Below are 15,388 nucleotides of genomic sequence, written 5' to 3' on the forward strand. Positions count from 1 at the left end.
TACGTGCGTGAATTGTATTGGGATTGGTCAAACCATCCACTTCGATAGACAGATTGGAGTAAGCGCCAAAGTCACCGCTGCGCGGCCAGTTGCTCCACCAGCTTGTCGCGTGGCCCTGCCGAGCCCGCCCTTGGACGCCTCCGGCTCGGCCTCTCGTGGCTGGAAATGGGGCTCCTCATCCTCGGATGAACCCGCGCGCCACCGTACGCCACCCTCGTAGCCGAGCGACACGGACGCGCCGCCCGCCGCCATATGTGCCGGGTCGAGACCCGTTGTCCCTTCAAGGCGTCCATCTCCGCCTCCAATTGGTTCAAGCGAGCCAGCATCGCCTTGAAGGCGCCAGGGCGGCCCCTTAGTTGTTTCGTACGAGGCGGAACGCGTGCGGCTTCGATCCAAATGCATAGCACGCTGCGGAAATGCCGTTTGAGGCTTCGTTCTTAATTGTGGGACTGCAATAACTCGATCGTTGAGCGATATCATCTCGGACATGCTGCAGTCGCGGTTTCTGCAGGTGCTGCGTCACGCATGAAGGCAACAGCCAGCCCGATGCCGATGAGACCAATCAGGATCGATGCCGCAGCCAGAGACGGGACGCCGCTAGTCTCGACAAGGATGCCGCCGAGAAAAGCGCTAATGGCGATCCCCGCGAAGGTGGTCGAGCTGTTCATCGCCAGTACCAGCTTCGACCTATCTCCGGCCAGACCGAGAAGACGGTGCTGGATCGGGACGAGATACATGTAGCTCACGTTACCCCAAAAGAAGGCGATGAGCACGGTGAGGCACCATGCTGTCTGAACGCAACCAAACCTACGAGCAGGATGAGTTGCGCGCCTACAACCGCAATGAGAACTTTATACGGGCCAAAACGGTCAGTCAGAACGCCGCACGCAACGTTTCCCGTCACGGCTCCGAAGCCGTAGGCAAAGAGTGCGGCTGAGAGCAGCGGCACCCCGGCAAGCAGAGAACCGATGATGAATACGCTCACATAGGAGTAAACGATGAACTCGGAAACGACGACGAATAACGTCACGGAAAGGATACCGTAGGTGGCCTTGGAGAGGCCTTTTGAGATCGGGCTGTTTCCGCGCTCCGGCGCCTTGGTAGCTATTCCGGACATCATCGGAGCGAAGATTATCAATGCGAGAAGCCCGGCAATGACGACGAAACCGAATGAGAAGCGCCAGCCGATAGCATCCGCGATCCAGCTTGTGGCAGGAACGCCGGCAACCTGTGAAACAGTCATGCCGCCAAAGATGAGAGACAACGCGAACCCTTTGCGGGCTGGCGGCAGGAGTTCCACGGCCAGCGCGGTAGCCGACGGGGTGAACATCGCCGCGCCGTAGGCCGAAATGACGCGGCCTGCAGCAAGGGTGAGGAAGTTCGGAGCGATCGCGCAGATCAGGTTACCGATGATGAAGATCGAAACGGACAGAATCTGAACATTATGGCCGCTCATGGCCTTGAACATCCAGGCATTCAGCGGCGCGAAGACTGTCATTCGGCCCTTTAATTGCGGATTGTTGTCAATCACCTTTTAAACTTTCCGACGGCACGACGGTAGCGCTCGCGCTGTCGGAGCTGGTCAGGGTTGCGGAGACGGCGCGAGCGCGGCTGATGCGTACTTTGCCGGCCAGGCATTGGATCGCCCGGGCTGGTTATGTCTTCACTGGGGTCACGGTCCTTTCCGAGGTCGCGCAGCGCCTCATGATGATGTCCGGGTCGGACGCCTCAACGTTTGCAGCGGAGTACGGTCGAGCCGCCACCAGCCGAATGAACGAGGTCGCCTCAACACCGTCCCAGCGGGACATCGCCAGTCCGGCAGACCGGACCAGGAACTTGCGAGCAAATATCAGACTGGCTGCGGCTGCCCCCAGTCGAAGGATGTGCCATGATGCAGTGAAGGATGACTGCGATCTTTCGGGCGACAGCGACCTTTGCCTTCCTCATACCGATCCGCTTGGCGAGCTTCATGCCCCAGGCCTTGAGGGAAGACCACTTCTTTGTCCGATAGAGAAGTACGGTGGCGGCCTCAAACAAGTAGGTTCGGAGAAGCCGGTCGCCCCATCGAGATATCTTGCCGTTGATGTCAGTTTCGCCAGATTGGTTGCGCCGAGGTGTAAGGCCGAGGTAGGCGCCGACTGTCAACGCCGACAATGGGTCATCGATCGTATGGCGGAAAGTCAAGGCGGTCACCACGCCGACACCGGGAACGGTCATTAGGCGGCGCGTCGTCTCGTCCGCCTTCGCCAACTGGCGAACTTCGTCGTCGAACTTGTTCTGCTGCTGACAGATATGCTCATGGATCAACAGGAGCGGCGAGATCACGCTAAGGAGTGGATGATTATCGCCCAATAGCTCGCTGACCAGGTTGCGGAACTGCTGGCCGATTGCGCGCGGGAACAGCAAGCCGTATTCTTTGATCAAGCTCCGGACCTGGTTCTCGATGTCTCGGCGCATGGACACGAGCCGGGATCTCGCGACGAGTATCGCGCGGATCTTCTGACTTTCCTCGCTCTTGACCTTGACTTCTCGATACCAACCAACCCGCACCAGTTCGGCCAGACCTCGAGCATCATTCTGATCGCTCTTGTTCATGCGTACGGACAAAGCCGCGTGGGCATGCCGCGCGTCGATGCAAACCACTAGGAGATCGACCCTACGAAGTTCATGCCATAGCCAGCTCGCCATCGCCCCGGTCTCAAATCCGATGCGCTCCGCTTGTGGCGCCCGCTTGCGAAGCAATGCCGCGAGCGCCCCGGGGGCGGACTTTGCCTTTCCTTCGAACAAGATCTGACCCACTTCGTCGACCACACATACCGACGTTTCTTTTTGCGAGACATCCAGCCCAACATATTACTTCATGGCCCCCTCCGATTCGTGAGATTGCGGGAAGGCTTGAAGATAGCGGACCTTTTTGAGCCGCGGGCGCCGACCGCAATTACGTCATCGTCTGCAAAATTGGCTCTGACGCAGTTTTGGTGCAGCTGGGTTTATTCTGCGCCGATTAGTCTGGCTTGAAGCAGATCGATTTTGCCACGGCCGTACATTTGGCGTCTGACGAGCTTGAGGCGCGTGATCTGCCCCTCAGTCTGTCCGTTGGACCAGGGCGAGGTGATCGCCGCCCGAACCGCCGCTTCATCGTTCGTTACGCCGCGGGCGAACGATGCAACAAGACTGGCGCGAGCGCGCTCGATCCATGGGACGAGGCCCGCCTCGGTCTTGCGTCGGATCATCAGGTGGAATTTGGCGATGATCTCGCGTGCCTCGACCAGGGGTGGCACGCCAGCTTCTACCGCAGCGACGGTCACCGTCTCTGCCTTCGATAGCGTAGCCCGTCCGACGGTCATGAGACGAGCGATCGTTCTGGCCGATGGAATCCGATGAAGGGTTTCGACATCAGTCTTTTCGGCCCGCCGTCTACGAGTCGTCCACTCGCCGACAACACGAAGGGAGCCTCGGAAACCGCGCGCCCGTAAGCGGCGCCAAAGTTCAGCGCCGTTTCGGCAACCGGCTGCCCATTGGTCGTCGAGCCATGGCAGGTGCTGATCGAGAGAGCTCTCCCGGGTCCGGAAGACATCATGGCGTTCGCCGCGGATCACCTGTCGCACCAGCCCCCTGCTGTGGCCCGTCTGGCGCACTATCTGCTTGATCGGCGTCCCACCTTTCGACAGGCTCAAGATGGTCGCGTTAGCCTCCTCGCGCCGGAGATAGCCCTCATATTGGAGACGCTCCACAGCTGTTAGCAGCTCGGGATTGATCGTAGTTGCTCCGATTGCGCTGCGGATCTGGCGCATCGATTTTCGGACGGCATCGAGGTAGGCCCGGCTGGCGTTCTCCATCAAATGCCAACGATCTGCGACCTGTACCGCGTGCGGCAGGGCCTTTGCTGCGGCTTCGCCATATCCTCCGCCGCGGTCGCGGGCGACGATCGCGATCGTGGGATGGGCGGCGAGCCAGGCCTGGGCGGTCGAGGGCTCACGGTCCGGCAGCAGGGTGACCACCCGGCGCCTTTCCAGGTTGCAGATGATGCTGGCGTATCGGTGATTGCGCCGCCAGGCCCAATCATCAATGCCGATAATCCTGAGCGGGTCAGCCGGCGGACGGCTACGGCGTCGAACCACGCGAAGGAGCGTATCCTTGCTCACCGGCAGCATCAGCCGTTTTGCGAAGCCTGCCGCCGGTCGTCCGCCAAGAGCCAGACCGAGGTGATGGACAATGGAGTCCGGCCTCGCCGTGCGTCGCGCTGATGGAGCCAGCAACCATTCGTCGAAGCGCTCAGTAAAGATTTGGCGCCCGCACAGGACGGCGTCGCAGCGGAAGCGGCGGGCGACCACCAGGAGCTGTACGATCCGCCCCGAAAGCGGGAGGTCAGTCACGCGTCGCCGATACCGGCTATGGACACGCCGAGAAACTGTTCCGCACAAGGGACACAGACCGACGCTTCCGGACGCCCGGATCTCAATCACGGCCTTATCACCTTCGTAGTACGCACTCTCTACAACAAACCCACGCGGCACCAGACTGGAGCGGTGGAGTGCTTGCTGCATGGCGTTGATTCTCCTCCAATCAAAGCGCCACGCATCCCCCAAACTGCATCAAAAGTGAGTCAGAGCCAAATTTACAGGCCGATTGACACTTTGCTGTCCCGACGAATGGCCGAGCGCTCAATGCGTTTCGGTTCTATCTGACCGATCTCTGGAGGCGGACGCTTCGGCGGCGCAGTCAGCGGACCTGTCTGACCTGGGATCGCATAACGCAGATCACCGATGACTGGCTCCCCAAGGCTCGCATCCTTCATCCATGGCCGAAGCTGCGCTTCGCCGTCAAACACCCGAGGTAGGAGCCCGGTGCCTTAATTGGGCTCGCCGGGATCTGCGCGGGGGGCGCCCAGTGATGGGTGTCCCTACCGCGAACAGAATGCGTTTGCGCCACTGTTTTTCAAGGATTTGCTTTCGGCAATATGGGCACTGCTGAGACGGCGGCCGAAGGATGAGATCGACGATGGCGAAACGTACGGCGGGCATGGTTGGTTGAGGCGGAGGCCCGTTGATTCTCTTTTTTTTGCCCCGCGTATGCGAGGCGATGATGTTGCAGGAAGGCGTAGGCAATCATTGTCATCAGGGCGTGGCGATGAAGACCTGAGGACAATGGCTCGGTTCGGGTAAAGCCAGACAATATCGCGCACCTTATCGACGAATAGCGGATCGCTCGACAGTTTAAATGTCTGGCTGCGGTGCGGCTGCAGGCCGAACGCCGTCCACTTTCGGCCGATCGTGGTGTGAGAAAAGCCAGTTTCCGCAGCCATCGAGCGGATCGACCAGTGCGTCCGTCGCGCGGCGTCGTACGCAATGTCCGCTCGATTACCACAGCAACCTGATCGTCGTCGATGGTTCGAGGGCGCCCAGGACGGGCTTCGTCAAGCAGGCCATCACAGCAATCCTTCAAGAATCGGCGGCGCCACTTGCCAACGGTGTGTTCATGGATGCCAAGTTTGGCAGCCACCGACTTGCTTGGCAGACTATCTGCACACCGCAGGATCGCGCGGCAGCGCTCAGATAGCGATTCGGCAACGCGATGACGACGAGCCTCTCCAAGTACGCCCGCTCTTGCGGACTAAGCACCAGCGGCGCGATCGGCCGGCCTCGCACACCCGCATTCGCCACGAGCACTCTCCTCTGTAGAGATTCGAGCTATCAACTAATGTGACGAACTTGCGTTCCAGAGGACTAGCACTACTTTGGCAGAATGTGTTTGCTGAGGCGGCGGCCGAAGGATGAGATCGACGATGGCATGGCGTACGGCGGGCATGGTTGGTTGAGGCGGAGGCCCGTTGATTCTTTTTTTTCCGCCCCGCGTATGCGAGGCGACGATGTTGCAGGAAGGCGTAGGCAATCATTGTCATAAGGGCGTGGCGATGAAGACCTTGCCATGATCGCCCTTCGAAGTGATCAAGTCCAAGCTCCTCCTTCAACTGTTGATGCGCCTGCTCACAAATCCACCGTGCCTTGATGGTGGCGGCCAGCGTGCGCAGATCCGTCGTCGCCGGAAGATTGGCGAGATAGTATTTGCTCTCCCCGGAGGCACGTTGCTCGCCAATGAGCCAGACTTCGTCGCCTGGGAGATGCTGCTGACCTTTATCCCATATCCGCTGCGGAGGGCCGTCGGCGGTGCGGACACGGAGGGCAGCAAATCGGGCTTTGAGCCGACCTTTCGTCCCGCTACGCCAACTCACGGTTTTCCATTTGGCGCTGGCCAGCATTTGTTCTGCCGCAATCGATAAGATATCGGGCACGTGGTGCTTTCGTGGTTTGCCACGGACTTTGGTGATCGGCCAAATGAGCTTCACATCGACGGGATACACTTTCTGGTGCCGAGGGATACCGACCGCCCAGGCCAGCCCGCGCTCTGTTAGCCCTTGTCGAAACGGTGCGCTGAGGCCGTATCCTGCATCCGCCAGCACACATCCAAAGCGCATGTTGGCTGCCATCGCGCGGTCAATCTCGGCCAAAGCGATCTCCGGCTTGGACCGTGGCGTTCGGTGTTCGATTGGCACGCGAGCGCGCTTCAAACGGGGCATGTCGCTTGTCCAGCTGTCAGGCAGAAAGAGACGTAACGCGACCATCACTGGCACTTCGCCGCGCGCAAGCGTTAAAGACACCAGCGTTTGGCAATTTGCAGTTTTACCGAGAGCCGATGCGTATTGCGCCGCAACACCGACCGATCGCTCACCCTTCTTCGGCAGTGAGGTGTCATCAATAACCAGCACCGCATCCCTGCCGCCGACGAGTCGGTCCGCCTGGTTGAGCAGCTCTGTCTCCAGCGGCGTCGCGTCCCAGACACCGTCGGCAATGAAATGGTGCAACTGGTCGTAGTTGCTCGTGACAAAGCGTTCCGCCATCGGCTGAACGCTCTTGCGATCGCCAGGACCGATCAATCCCGCAACATACAGAGGACACATCCGCTGCCGGGTCTTATGACCCAGCCGGTCCAAGAACGGCATCAGCCAGCGTTCGAGTTCGTCTTCCCATCCCGGCATGGTCAGCCCTCCAAGAGCCGACCACCCATGAATCATTGAAAAATTGATTCGGGAATCCTATAAAACGCGGCAAAATCAACAATCTGCCAAAGTAGTGCTAGGGTCCAGACTCAATTGAGCCAATATGCGACGAGAGCGGCGAGATGAACAGCGGCCAAAAAATTACGGGCGAGCTTGTCATATCGCGTGGCGATGCGCCGGAAGTCCTTGAGCCTGCCAAAGCAGCGTTCGATGACATTTCGTCCTTTGTAGGCGCGTTTGTTGAAGCGATGGATGACGACACGGTTAGATTTATTGGGGATTACGGGCTTGGCGCCACGACGAATGATTGCGCCGCGAAGCTTGTCGCCATCATACCCTTTGTCGGCGAGGAGCACGCTCATGGGTGGCGCGAGCGCCAGGACATCGGGAGCCGCAGCGATATCGGCATCCTGGCCTGGAGTCAGATGCAGGACGACCGGCCGGCAGAGCGGATCGCTCAGCGCATGGATTTTTGTCGTGCGGCCTCCGCGCGAGCGGCCGATTGCTTGATTGTGCTCCCCCCTTTTCCGCCGGAGGCACACCGGTGAGCTTTAATCGAGGTCGAGTCGAGCGACAGTACGACGCCGTCTTCGCCAGGCTTGGCCAGCGCTTCGAAGATTGCGCACCATCGTCCTCGCTTGGCCCAGCGATTGAAGCGATTGTAGATCGTCGTGTAAGGGCCGTATTCACGTGGACAATCACGCCATCGTGCACCCGATTGCAGCATGTGAATGATGCCGCTGACGATGCGTCGGTCGTCGTCCCGATCCGGCCCCGTCAGTCCCCTCGGCAGATGCGGTTCGATACGCGCCCATTGCCTGTCGTTCAGCCAAAACAAACCAGCGCGCATTCTCTCGCCCCCGAATCAACACGTAGGCAAGAGAATCACGTGGCGCTATTTAGGTACAGACCCTAGGGTCCAGACTCAATTGAGCCAATATGCGACGAGAGCGGCGAGATGAACAGCGGCCAAAAAATTACGGGCGAGCTTGTCATATCGCGTGGCGATGCGCCGGAAGTCCTTGAGCCTGCAAAAGCAGCGTTCGATGACATTTCGTCCTTTGTAGGCGCGTTTGTTGAAGCGATGGATGACGACACGGTTAGATTTATTGGGGATTACGGGCTTGGCGCCACGACGAATGATTTCGCCGCGAAGCTTGTCGCCATCATACCCTTTGTCGGCGAGGAGCACGCTCATGGGTGGCGCGAGCGCCAGGACATCGGGAGCCGCAGCGATATCGGCATCCTGGCCTGGAGTCAGATGCAGGACGACCGGCCGGCAGAGCGGATCGCTCAGCGCATGGATTTTTGTCGTGCGGCCTCCGCGCGAGCGGCCGATTGCTTGATTGTGCTCCCCCCTTTTCCGCCGGAGGCACACCGGTGAGCTTTAATCGAGGTCGAGTCGAGCGACAGTACGACGCCGTCTTCGCCAGGCTTGGCCAGCGCTTCGAAGATTGCGCACCATCGTCCTCGCTTGGCCCAGCGATTGAAGCGATTGTAGATCGTCGTGTAAGGGCCGTATTCACGTGGACAATCACGCCATCGTGCACCCGATTGCAGCATGTGAATGATGCCGCTGACGATGCGTCGGTCGTCGTCCCGATCCGGCCCCGTCAGTCCCCTCGGCAGATGCGGTTCGATACGCGCCCATTGCCTGTCGTTCAGCCAAAACAAACCAGCGCGCATTCTCTCGCCCCCGAATCAACACGTAGGCAAGAGAATCACGTGGCGCTATTTAGGTACAGACCCTAGTCCCATCAGTAGGACTCGGTGAAATTAAAATCAACGGCGACACAGCGCCGTAGTCGGGGAAGCGCAGAGGGCTTCCTGTTGACATCACACGGGCCGGGTCTGCACGCGCCACCGCGCGTACACATTCAGCGCGCGAGCGGGCCACTCTCGGGTAACGTGGCCCTTGTCGGTATCGAGACCAATGTGAGCAACTTGGCGCCACACGCCGCGACGAAGTGCCTGCATAGCCTGCGAATTCACTTCGGCACGCGACTTGCTCTCTTTGCGGCATCACCACCAATCGCTTGCGATGATCCTCGGGGGCGGACTCGGCGCGCGTCGCTGTTAGCGTCTGGTCCGCCCCGACGGTTTGCTGCGGCGATAACTTAAGGGCGCTCGGTCGTGGGCCGAGACAATACAGGGAAGTGTTGGATGCGATCCGGAGTTCTTCTTTTAGGAGCCACGACAATTGCGCTCGTCGCAAACGGTGCAGCGAACGCGGCAGACCTTGAGCCAGAAGTGAAACTGCCGCCCGCGGTGTGGAACTGGTCGGGAGGCTATATTGGCGGGCACCTCGGCGGCGGCTACGGCCGAACCTCCTTCAGCAATCCTACGGTCCGTCAATCTATGGCGATGTCGTCGATACCCCAGTGCTTCTCGCGGGTGGCCAGATCGGCTACAATTGGCAGAAGAATGGCTGGGTGTTCGGCGTCGAACTCGATGCCAGCGGTGCTGTCTCCGACGGCACGAATACTTGCCTCGCCGCCTCCGGCTTTGTCGTGAGTGCAAACTGCAAGGCAGGTCCCAACGTCTTTGCCACCGGGACTGGGCGCGTCGGTTACGCGTTTGGCGCGCTGGGCCGCACGTTGGCCTATCTTAAGGGAGGAGTGGCTTGGCAAAACAATCGAGGCGACGTCGTCAACAACTTTGAAGGCGGCGCGCCACAGGAGAAAACCCATTTCGACTATGGTCGCCTCGGTGGCGTCATCGGGCTAGGCGTCGAGCAAGCACTTACGTCTGCATGGTCGGTCAACGTCGAGTATGACTATCTCCATTTCGGCGGGCCGAGTGTCGCAACGCCTCCGACGGTGCAGAATCCGCCGTTCGCCATTCTTCCGGCGAACATAACCAGCCTCTCCAGCAGCTATCACATCGGAAAGATCGGGTTGAACTACCATTTTGGCGCCGACCCGTGGGTGGTGCGTTGGCCCGATGCGCCGCTCTACGCAAAAGCGCCCGCCGGCGCGGCGCCGATTGCTTACACGGCCGGTTGGTCGTTCGAAGGCGGATCGCGACTCTGGCTCAGCCGGGGTCGATTCCAATGGGACCGCAGCGCAGTGGCCTCCGGCGGCCTTGAAGACCCCAGCATGCTAATATCGAGGCTCACCTATCACGGACTTGACGGACTTTCCGGGGAGCTATTTGGCCGTCTCGACAGCCCGTGGGGGGTGTTCCTGAAGGGCAACATTGGCCTTGGGCGCTTCGACAAAGGACACATGAACGACGAAGATTGGGGCCTCCCCCCGAACCTCTCCTATGTCAACACGATATCAGGCCAGGCCAACGGGAGGTACACCTACTACACGGCCGACGTAGGCTATGATTTCCTCCGCGCCGCCAACTACAATGTCGGCGGCTTTATCGGCTGGACGTATTACGAACAGAGCTCCGATTCGAGGGGGTGTGTACAGATAGCTGCCCCACCTCCATGCTTGGCGCCGGACGACGACCAGGTCGTTGGCAGCCAGAATACTCAGTGGAATGCAGCTCGTGTCGGCCTAAGCGCCGAAACCATGCTCACCGAGCGTTGGCGTTTGAACGCTGACGTCGCTTACCTGCCCTGGACCGATTTCAAGGGGCGTGACCATCATCTCTTGCGCCCGACGACCATGTTTGATGAACAACAGAGCAATGGGGGCCGAGGCGTCCAGGTTGAAGGCGTCTTGTCCTACTTCGTCACCAGGAACTTCAGCGTCGGCGTGGGTGGCCGCTACTGGGCGATGTGGACCAACAGCCGAAGCGACTCATTGTGCAGCAGCAGCGGCTGCGTTGAACCGACCATGCTTGCGAAGTACAGCATGGAACGCTGGGGTACGTTCTTTCAGGCGTCCTATAAGCTCGATTGAAAAGACCGCACCAAAAGCCAAGAGCCAGGCTTTCGACGCCCCCTCAAGCTTTGGTAGTGACCATCCACCTCCGCGCCACCTGGACCGGCATGCGGATTATCCGAGCCGTTGTTGCAGGCGAGCGCAATCCCGACGTGTTGGCAACCTATCGGGACGTGCGTTGTCATTCTTCGACCGAGACAATCCGCGCGGCACTGGTTGGCAACGACCGGGAAGAACATGTCTTCGCCCTCCGTCAATCGCTGGAACTATACGACGTTTACCAGGCGAAAATGCGGACTGCGACCGCAAGCTCGAAGCCTTGATCGCCGTATTGAGCAACAAAGGGGCAAAAGCGGGCGCAAAGTTATCAAAGCCACGCGTTAAGACCAAGCAGGTCAACACACCTACCTTCGATGTCAGGGCCGCGCTGTACGGAATGCTCGGCGTCGATTTGACTGAGATCCATGGGTTAGGTCCGTCCCTCTCGCTGAAGCTCATCGGCGAGTGCGGCACGGATCTGAGGGCATGGCCGAGCGCCAAGCACTTCACCTCCTGGCTCTGCCTTGCATCGGGCAACAAAATCTCCGGCGGCAAGGTGCTGTCTTCACGCACACGAAGATCGTCCAGTCGGGCAGCCGCACTGTTGCGATTGGCGGCCACTACTGTCGGACGGAGCGATACGGCGCTCGGCGCATTCTATCGCCGGCTATCCTCACGTGCAGGCAAATCAAAGGCGGTGACGGCGACCGCCCGCAAGATCGCAGTTCTATTCTACAACACCCTGCGGCACGGCATGCACTACAGAGATCCGGGTGCAGACCAATATGAGCGACAATATCGCAGCCGTGTGCTCGCCAACCTTCAGCGCCGAGCCAAATCACTGGGCTTCGTGTTACAGGCTCTTCCGGGGGACGCCAATCCGGCTGTTTCCTAGGAAGGCCGCAGCCTACTTCGCGAAGAAGCGACATGAAGTTCGCCTTCGTCGCGAAGCACCGGACGATCTGGCCGGTGGCATGGCTATGCGATGCGCTGGGAGTGTCGCGGTCGGGCTTCCATGCCTGGCTGAACCGCTCTCCCAGCGCCAGATCCCGCAGCGACGAGGAGCTCGGCGGCAAGGTCAAGGCCAGCTTCGTCGCCAGCGACCGCACCTATGGCGCACGCCGGGTGTGGCGTGACCTGCTCGCCGACGGGGCGGATTGCGGCCTGCACCGGATTGAGCGGCTGATGCGCCTGCAAGGCTTGCGGGCGCGGCCGCGACGTCGGCGCTTGCCGAAGGATGACGGCGATCGACAGCTCGAGACCGTACCGGCGAACCTCCTTGACCGGCAGTTCGCCGCCGAGTGTCCCAGTCCACCAGCGAGCAGTTCCAGCGCCTGATGGCCGACCACGGCATCGTTTGCAGCATGAGCCGTGGCGCAAGCTTGCGAAAGATGCGCAGTTCGGTCGATCGTCGGAAAGCTGGACGCTGATCAACTACAGCCTGTTTTGGAGGGCATCGAAGAGGCCGTCGCGGCTCTCGAAGCAGCCGAGGATCACGCCAATCCAAGAACCTGCGAGAAGCGAACTGCCGAGCGCAGAGCCAACCGCGGTCAGCTGCCGGAGTATTTGCCGCGCATCGTCGAGACCCTGATGCCCACTGCAACCTGCCGCCCGTACTGCGCAGGCGTCCTTTTTGAAATTGGGAGCGATGAGAGCCAGAGGCTCGACGTCGTACCGGCGCAGTATCGCGTAATCGTCACTCGCCGGCCCAAACTGGCCTGCCGCGCTTGTCATGGCGTCGTCCTCCAGCATGCCGGGCCCGAACACTGCCCACGGAGCGGCTGGTCAGCGCATGTGATCGATGCCAAGTATCATTGGCATTTGCCGCTTTATCGCCAGGCGCAGATGTTGGCGACGCACGGCATCGCCATCGACCGTCGGCCAAGCCGGTAGTCTGGCTACGTGGCGGCTCAGGGCGATCACGTCCGCAAGCGTGGTCGGCTTGGAGTGAGCACGTCTGCATACTCCTCGAGAGCCAACCTTCTTTCCTCGCTGATCGCGTCGGCGGCATGAAACTCGAGACCTGCGACAAGTTTCGCGGATACCGATACCGCGGCGGCGTGCTGCACCGAACGCTCAATCACATCAAAAATCGTATCAAATTCAGTCGCCATGGCGCATTTGCCCCAGGCCACATTAGATCGGCACCAACCAATCCTGGTAGGTGCTTCCAGTCCTTCTCAGCGATACTGCTTGGTAGCACCCTTGGGAATTGAGCCTCTCGGGGTGCCGCGGTGGTCGGTCTCGCTTATCCAAGGGCGAAGGCTGGCCACCGAAGTTTGCAGCGCGTGGTAGGGATAAGCGCTTCCGGAGGCGTGAGCGCCGAGTCACCGCCGGCAACTTCACTGGCCGCGCGGGCGCGGTAGGGACAGCGTCGGGTTCTCACTCCCGACGGCGCCGAGTCATGTCCGCGTGCCTCCAAGTCCGCGTGTGCGCCGCGGAGTGGAGCAACCATGATGCCAAATTTATTGCCTCGTACGATCTAAAAGAGGCAAGGTCGGACCCGCACGAGCGCTTTCTTACAAATGCGATCGAGTGCGGCTGGTCTCCCGGGAGTTTGGACCCTGACGACATTCTATTTGGAGGGTTCATTTGTCGATCAAACGCAAACGGTCGCAGCACTCAACCATCAATCCAGCCTTCGACTCCAACGAGAAAGAGAGACTTGCTAGCAGCTAGGCCACATCTACGACGATTGAAGCTGCTACGTTCCGGTTCTCGTGAATAAGGGAAACTAAGGCGCGGCAGTTGGTCTCCGCGGGTACAGCAAACAGGCCAGCCTACAAGGCGCTGCTCCTTGGAGCCCACCAAATCCGGTAGTTGAGGCGACCGCGGCAGATTTGCAGAGTACGACCCCGTTTATCGATCCCAGGGGCGATGCCGGAGCAAGCTTATGGCAAGCGTTCAGTACTTCGTCACGCGCCATAAAGGCCAGTGGATGGTTGCGCTCAATTGCGAGTACTCCGGCCCCTACGCCACTGAGGAAGAGGCGATCCGCGTCGCGGTCGACGCTGCCCACAAGGAGGGAAAGGTAGGACGCGACGCTCAGGTTCTAGTTCAGGGCCATGACCACAGGTTCAGACACGAGTGGACATATGGCCAGGACCCATACCCACCGTCCGGCTAAATCGGGCTGGCGCTGGCCTTCTGGGCCGATCTCGGACACGGCCCTCAGGTGGTCACCCCGTAGTTTTGCAGCAGCGCCTTCTCGATCGCGGGCAAACAACTTGGCTTTGGCGCGCTGTCGACCAGAAAATGGCTTCGTTCTCGACGTCTTGATCCAGCGCCGAACGCGCTGCGCAGCGGCTCATGAAGAAGCTGTTGAAATACGCCGGCACGCCGCCGCGCGTGATGATCACGGACAAGCTCCGTTCGTACGGCCCTGTGAGGGCGAAGATGGGCTTTCACGTCGAACATCGCCAGCACAAAGCTCTTAACAATCGGGCCGAGATTTCTCATCAGCCGACGCGGCGACGCAAGCCGATCATGAAGGGTTTCAAATCGTCCGATCAGGCTCAACGGTTTCTGTCAGTTCACGATCAATCAGGTCGCGAACCTTTTCCACATCCCCTATCCCGGAGCCGTCACCGCCGACTTCCGTCGTGCTTCGCGCGAGCGAGCCTTTGCGACTTGGCGCGAAATCTCCGCGACAAGCCGAATCTCGAACTGAGAAGCGCCTCCTTCGGCTCGGCGGTCGATTAAGTTGACGATGCCCGACGGTCTCCTGTAATCCAAGAGGCCACAGATGCTCGGACCTCTCGTTTTTCCCCCGACCCAAGCTGTTCTTTCTCTCGGCGATCGTTTGGACCGCACTGACGATGCTGGTCTGGTATGGCTTCGCGAGCAATCTGTTCGAAGCGCCGCAAAAGGCAGGTCGGGTTGGCGACGTTCTCGTCGGCGCCGGCTCTCTGGTTCGACCTCTATTTCGCCGCGTGCGCCGCGATATTTGCGGCTGGCTGGATGTTGGTTGCGCCGCACCCCTGGGCGACGTGGTCGATTCTTGGCTCCGCGCTAATACTGTTCACCTCCTACTTTCAGGTCCAGGTCAGCGTCGCCATCAACAGCTGGTATGGGCCATTCTATGACCTTGTCCAGGCCGCGCTTTCGAAATCGGCGCAAGTGATGGTCCAGCAGTTCTACAGCGAGTTGTCGACTTTTGCCGGCATTGCTCTTGTTGCGGTCGTGTCGGTGTGATGACGCGTTTCTTCGTCAGTCACTACATCTTCCGCTGGCGGACGGCGATGAACGATATCTATGTTGCAAGCTGGCCGCGGCTGCGCGCCATCGAAGGCGCCTCGCAGCGCGTTCAGCAGGACCCCATGCGCTTTGCGAGCGGTCGGATATTCCTTCCAGGCTGCGTTCCGCCACCGCTTCCGCGGCGCGACCAGAGCCTTCGGATGATCCAGCCATCCAGCTGATGGAAGGTATCCCTCCATTGAGGCCGCCTTGTTTG

Annotated in this window: 8 protein-coding genes and 9 pseudogenes; 7 read left to right on the top strand and 10 right to left on the bottom strand. The window is 60.0% G+C overall.

Translation table 11 applies throughout. The annotated features are described in order from the left end of the window. Nucleotides 1–476: 476 nt before the first annotated feature. The 9 genes and pseudogenes from AB7008_RS09840 to AB7008_RS09880 form a co-directional block, all read right to left on the bottom strand. Nucleotides 477–773, bottom strand: a complete 297-nt coding sequence (locus tag AB7008_RS09840) for a hypothetical protein (protein WP_249165080.1) — start codon at nucleotides 771–773, stop codon at nucleotides 477–479. Then, entirely contained in the window at nucleotides 743–1,531 is a 789-nt protein-coding gene (locus AB7008_RS09845; RefSeq protein WP_441258787.1) for an MFS transporter, read from the bottom strand. Before AB7008_RS09845 ends, AB7008_RS09840 begins: the two co-directional genes overlap by 31 nt. A gap of 318 nt (nucleotides 1,532–1,849) precedes the next feature. Beyond that, a pseudogene (locus tag AB7008_RS09850) lies at nucleotides 1,850–2,844 on the bottom strand (IS110 family transposase). A 146-nt stretch (nucleotides 2,845–2,990) separates the two neighbouring features. Next, nucleotides 2,991–4,547, bottom strand: coding sequence for an ISL3 family transposase (locus tag AB7008_RS09855; protein ID WP_441258788.1), 1,557 nt, complete (start codon nucleotides 4,545–4,547; stop codon nucleotides 2,991–2,993). A gap of 391 nt (nucleotides 4,548–4,938) precedes the next feature. Continuing rightward, a pseudogene (locus AB7008_RS09860) lies at nucleotides 4,939–5,139 on the bottom strand (IS701 family transposase); the annotation flags it as partial. A 1-nt stretch (nucleotide 5,140) separates the two neighbouring features. Beyond that, nucleotides 5,141–5,663 (bottom strand): annotated as a pseudogene (locus AB7008_RS09865) (helix-turn-helix domain-containing protein); the annotation flags it as partial. Nucleotides 5,664–5,752: 89 nt separating this feature from the next. Then, nucleotides 5,753–7,072 (bottom strand): annotated as a pseudogene (locus AB7008_RS09870) (IS701-like element ISBj6 family transposase); the annotation flags it as partial. Between the two features lie 74 nt (nucleotides 7,073–7,146). Further along, a protein-coding gene (locus AB7008_RS09875) for an IS5 family transposase (RefSeq protein ID WP_236842183.1) occupies nucleotides 7,147–7,907 on the bottom strand; the annotation gives its coding sequence in 2 pieces (ribosomal slippage) (nucleotides 7,147–7,568 and nucleotides 7,568–7,907; 762 coding nt in all). Nucleotides 7,908–7,982: 75 nt separating this feature from the next. Then, nucleotides 7,983–8,743 (bottom strand): IS5 family transposase gene (locus tag AB7008_RS09880; RefSeq protein ID WP_110115998.1). Its coding sequence is split into 2 segments (ribosomal slippage): nucleotides 7,983–8,404 and nucleotides 8,404–8,743, totalling 762 coding nucleotides; the frame shifts between segments, so codons are not numbered across the junction. A gap of 695 nt (nucleotides 8,744–9,438) precedes the next feature. Between AB7008_RS09880 and AB7008_RS09885 the strand changes: the two genes are divergently transcribed. The 4 genes and pseudogenes from AB7008_RS09885 to AB7008_RS09900 all read left to right on the top strand — a co-directional run. Beyond that, entirely contained in the window at nucleotides 9,439–10,914 is a 1,476-nt protein-coding gene (locus AB7008_RS09885) for an outer membrane beta-barrel protein (RefSeq protein WP_441258789.1), read from the top strand. A gap of 83 nt (nucleotides 10,915–10,997) precedes the next feature. Then, nucleotides 10,998–11,830 (top strand): annotated as a pseudogene (locus AB7008_RS09890) (transposase); the annotation flags it as partial. A 29-nt stretch (nucleotides 11,831–11,859) separates the two neighbouring features. After that, nucleotides 11,860–12,246, top strand: a pseudogene (locus tag AB7008_RS09895) (IS3 family transposase); the annotation flags it as partial. A 67-nt stretch (nucleotides 12,247–12,313) separates the two neighbouring features. Next, nucleotides 12,314–12,813, top strand: a pseudogene (locus tag AB7008_RS09900) (IS66 family transposase zinc-finger binding domain-containing protein); the annotation flags it as partial. 41 nt (nucleotides 12,814–12,854) lie between these two features. Here AB7008_RS09900 and AB7008_RS09905 read toward each other — a convergent pair. Continuing rightward, entirely contained in the window at nucleotides 12,855–13,049 is a 195-nt protein-coding gene (locus tag AB7008_RS09905) for a hypothetical protein (protein WP_232208676.1), read from the bottom strand. Nucleotides 13,050–13,828: 779 nt separating this feature from the next. Here AB7008_RS09905 and AB7008_RS09910 point away from each other — a divergent pair. The 3 genes and pseudogenes from AB7008_RS09910 to AB7008_RS09920 all read left to right on the top strand — a co-directional run bounded on the left by AB7008_RS09910 (nucleotide 13,829) and on the right by AB7008_RS09920 (nucleotide 15,353). Beyond that, on the top strand, nucleotides 13,829–14,062 hold the full coding sequence (locus AB7008_RS09910) for a DUF2188 domain-containing protein (RefSeq protein ID WP_018648284.1): 234 nt from the start codon (nucleotides 13,829–13,831) through the stop codon (nucleotides 14,060–14,062). A 26-nt stretch (nucleotides 14,063–14,088) separates the two neighbouring features. Continuing rightward, nucleotides 14,089–14,637, top strand: a pseudogene (locus AB7008_RS09915) (IS6 family transposase); the annotation flags it as partial. Nucleotides 14,638–14,895: 258 nt separating this feature from the next. Then, nucleotides 14,896–15,353: pseudogene (locus tag AB7008_RS09920) on the top strand (SbmA/BacA-like family transporter). The last annotated feature ends 35 nt before the right edge of the window (nucleotides 15,354–15,388 follow it).

Source organism: Bradyrhizobium sp. 521_C7_N1_3 (assembly GCF_052075975.1).
Classification (GTDB): domain Bacteria; phylum Pseudomonadota; class Alphaproteobacteria; order Rhizobiales; family Xanthobacteraceae; genus Bradyrhizobium; species Bradyrhizobium japonicum.

Bases quoted from the DNA above. Each gene is read 5' to 3' on its own strand.
- AB7008_RS09855 (WP_441258788.1), bottom strand. From the start codon at position 4,547: ATGCAGCAAGCACTCCACCGCTCCAGTCTGGTGCCGCGTGGGTTTGTT.
- AB7008_RS09905 (WP_232208676.1), bottom strand. From the start codon at position 13,049: ATGGCGACTGAATTTGATACGATTTTTGATGTGATTGAGCGTTCGGTG.
- AB7008_RS09910 (WP_018648284.1), top strand. From the start codon at position 13,829: ATGGCAAGCGTTCAGTACTTCGTCACGCGCCATAAAGGCCAGTGGATG.